At 58.7% G+C, this 3226-nt stretch carries 2 rRNA genes; both read right to left on the reverse strand.

Annotation, left to right across the window (positions count from 1 at the left end):
• Positions 1-1272: ribosomal RNA gene (locus tag EF387_RS46275) — 23S ribosomal RNA — on the reverse strand; the annotation flags it as partial.
• 312 nt (positions 1273-1584) lie between these two features.
• Positions 1585-3109: ribosomal RNA gene (locus EF387_RS46280) — 16S ribosomal RNA — on the reverse strand.
• Positions 3110-3226: the final 117 nt, after the last annotated feature.

Genomic DNA, 3226 nt, shown 5'->3' on the forward strand with positions numbered 1-3226 from the left:
CAATGACACGACTTCGGCGGTACGCTTGAGCCCCGCTACATTGTCGGCGCGGAATCACTAGACCAGTGAGCTATTACGCACTCTTTCAAGGGTGGCTGCTTCTAAGCCAACCTCCTGGTTGTCTCTGCGACTCCACATCCTTTCCCACTTAGCGTACGCTTAGGGGCCTTAGTCGATGCTCTGGGCTGTTTCCCTCTCGACCATGGAGCTTATCCCCCACAGTCTCACTGCCGCGCTCTCACTTACCGGCATTCGGAGTTTGGCTAAGGTCAGTAACCCGGTAGGGCCCATCGCCTATCCAGTGCTCTACCTCCGGCAAGAAACACACGACGCTGCACCTAAATGCATTTCGGGGAGAACCAGCTATCACGGAGTTTGATTGGCCTTTCACCCCTAACCACAGGTCATCCCCCAGGTTTTCAACCCTGGTGGGTTCGGCCCTCCACACGGTCTTACCCGCGCTTCAGCCTGCCCATGGCTAGATCACTCCGCTTCGGGTCTTGAGCGCGCTACTAAAACGCCCTATTCGGACTCGCTTTCGCTACGGCTACCCCACACGGGTTAACCTCGCAACACACCGCAAACTCGCAGGCTCATTCTTCAAAAGGCACGCAGTCACGACACAAGGAACAAGTCCTCATGCGACGCTCCCACGGCTTGTAGGCACACGGTTTCAGGTACTATTTCACTCCCCTCCCGGGGTACTTTTCACCATTCCCTCACGGTACTATCCGCTATCGGTCACCAGGGAATATTTAGGCTTAGCGGGTGGTCCCGCCAGATTCACACGGGATTTCTCGGGCCCCGTGCTACTTGGGTGTCTCTCAAACGAGCCGCTGACGTTTCGACTACGGGGGTCTTACCCTCTACGCCGGACCTTTCGCATGTCCTTCGCCTACATCAACGGTTTCTGACTCGTCCCACGGCCGGCAGACCGTAGAAGAGAGATCCCACAACCCCCCAAGCGCAACCCCTGCCGGGTCTCACACACTTGAGGTTTGGCCTCATCCGGTTTCGCTCGCCACTACTCCCGGAATCACGGTTGTTTTCTCTTCCTGCGGGTACTGAGATGTTTCACTTCCCCGCGTTCCCTCCACTTGCCCTATGAGTTCAGGCAAGGGTGACAGCCCATGACGACTGCCGGGTTTCCCCATTCGGACACCCCCGGATCAAAGCCTGGTTGACGACTCCCCGGGGCCTATCGCGGCCTCCCACGTCCTTCATCGGTTCCTGGTGCCAAGGCATCCACCGTGCGCCCTTAAAAACTTGGCCACAGATGCTCGCGTCCACTGTGCAGTTCTCAAACAACGACCAACCACCCGTCACACACCACATCACGCGGTGCTGCACCGGGGCCGGCATCCCGAAGACCCAGCCTCACGGCCGCGCCCTCAGACACCCAACAGCGTGCCCGACACCCTCGCCGCTTCCCTCAACGTTCCACGCTCTAAAAGAGCAGTACTGGCAGGAGAAGACGATCAAGTGTGCCGAGTAGTCAACGTTCCACCCATGAGCTGACCACCGCCAGACATTCGCTGGCGTAGTGGCTCTGGACAGTCTTGCGACTGCCTAGATGCTCCTTAGAAAGGAGGTGATCCAGCCGCACCTTCCGGTACGGCTACCTTGTTACGACTTCGTCCCAATCGCCAGTCCCACCTTCGACAGCTCCCTCCCACAAGGGGTTGGGCCACCGGCTTCGGGTGTTACCGACTTTCGTGACGTGACGGGCGGTGTGTACAAGGCCCGGGAACGTATTCACCGCAGCACTGCTGATCTGCGATTACTAGCGACTCCGACTTCATGGGGTCGAGTTGCAGACCCCAATCCGAACTGAGACCGGCTTTTTGAGATTCGCTCCGCCTCACGGCATCGCAGCTCATTGTACCGGCCATTGTAGCACGTGTGCAGCCCAAGACATAAGGGGCATGATGACTTGACGTCGTCCCCACCTTCCTCCGAGTTGACCCCGGCGGTCTCCCGTGAGTCCCCAGCACCACAAGGGCCTGCTGGCAACACGGGACAAGGGTTGCGCTCGTTGCGGGACTTAACCCAACATCTCACGACACGAGCTGACGACAGCCATGCACCACCTGTACACCGACCACAAGGGGGCACCCATCTCTGGATGTTTCCGGTGTATGTCAAGCCTTGGTAAGGTTCTTCGCGTTGCGTCGAATTAAGCCACATGCTCCGCCGCTTGTGCGGGCCCCCGTCAATTCCTTTGAGTTTTAGCCTTGCGGCCGTACTCCCCAGGCGGGGAACTTAATGCGTTAGCTGCGGCACCGACGACGTGGAATGTCGCCAACACCTAGTTCCCACCGTTTACGGCGTGGACTACCAGGGTATCTAATCCTGTTCGCTCCCCACGCTTTCGCTCCTCAGCGTCAGTAATGGCCCAGAGATCCGCCTTCGCCACCGGTGTTCCTCCTGATATCTGCGCATTTCACCGCTACACCAGGAATTCCGATCTCCCCTACCACACTCTAGCCAGCCCGTATCGAATGCAGACCCGGGGTTAAGCCCCGGGCTTTCACACCCGACGTGACAAGCCGCCTACGAGCTCTTTACGCCCAATAATTCCGGACAACGCTTGCGCCCTACGTATTACCGCGGCTGCTGGCACGTAGTTAGCCGGCGCTTCTTCTGCAGGTACCGTCACTTGCGCTTCTTCCCTGCTGAAAGAGGTTTACAACCCGAAGGCCGTCATCCCTCACGCGGCGTCGCTGCATCAGGCTTTCGCCCATTGTGCAATATTCCCCACTGCTGCCTCCCGTAGGAGTCTGGGCCGTGTCTCAGTCCCAGTGTGGCCGGTCGCCCTCTCAGGCCGGCTACCCGTCGTCGCCTTGGTGAGCCGTTACCTCACCAACAAGCTGATAGGCCGCGGGCTCATCCTGCACCGCCGGAGCTTTCAACCCCCACCCATGCGAGTGGAAGTGATATCCGGTATTAGACCCCGTTTCCAGGGCTTGTCCCAGAGTGCAGGGCAGATTGCCCACGTGTTACTCACCCGTTCGCCACTAATCCACCCCGAAGGGCTTCATCGTTCGACTTGCATGTGTTAAGCACGCCGCCAGCGTTCGTCCTGAGCCAGGATCAAACTCTCCGTGAATGCTTTCCGGGTCATCCCGGTCACACATCACGAGAGCGGAACCGCCGGGCGGAATAAGCCCGGCCGTTCACAGCGTCCTCGCTGTGTATTTCTTCAAAGGAACCTCGACCATCAATC

This window comes from Streptomyces cavernae, from assembly GCF_004023625.1.
Lineage (GTDB): Bacteria > Actinomycetota > Actinomycetes > Streptomycetales > Streptomycetaceae > Streptomyces > Streptomyces cavernae.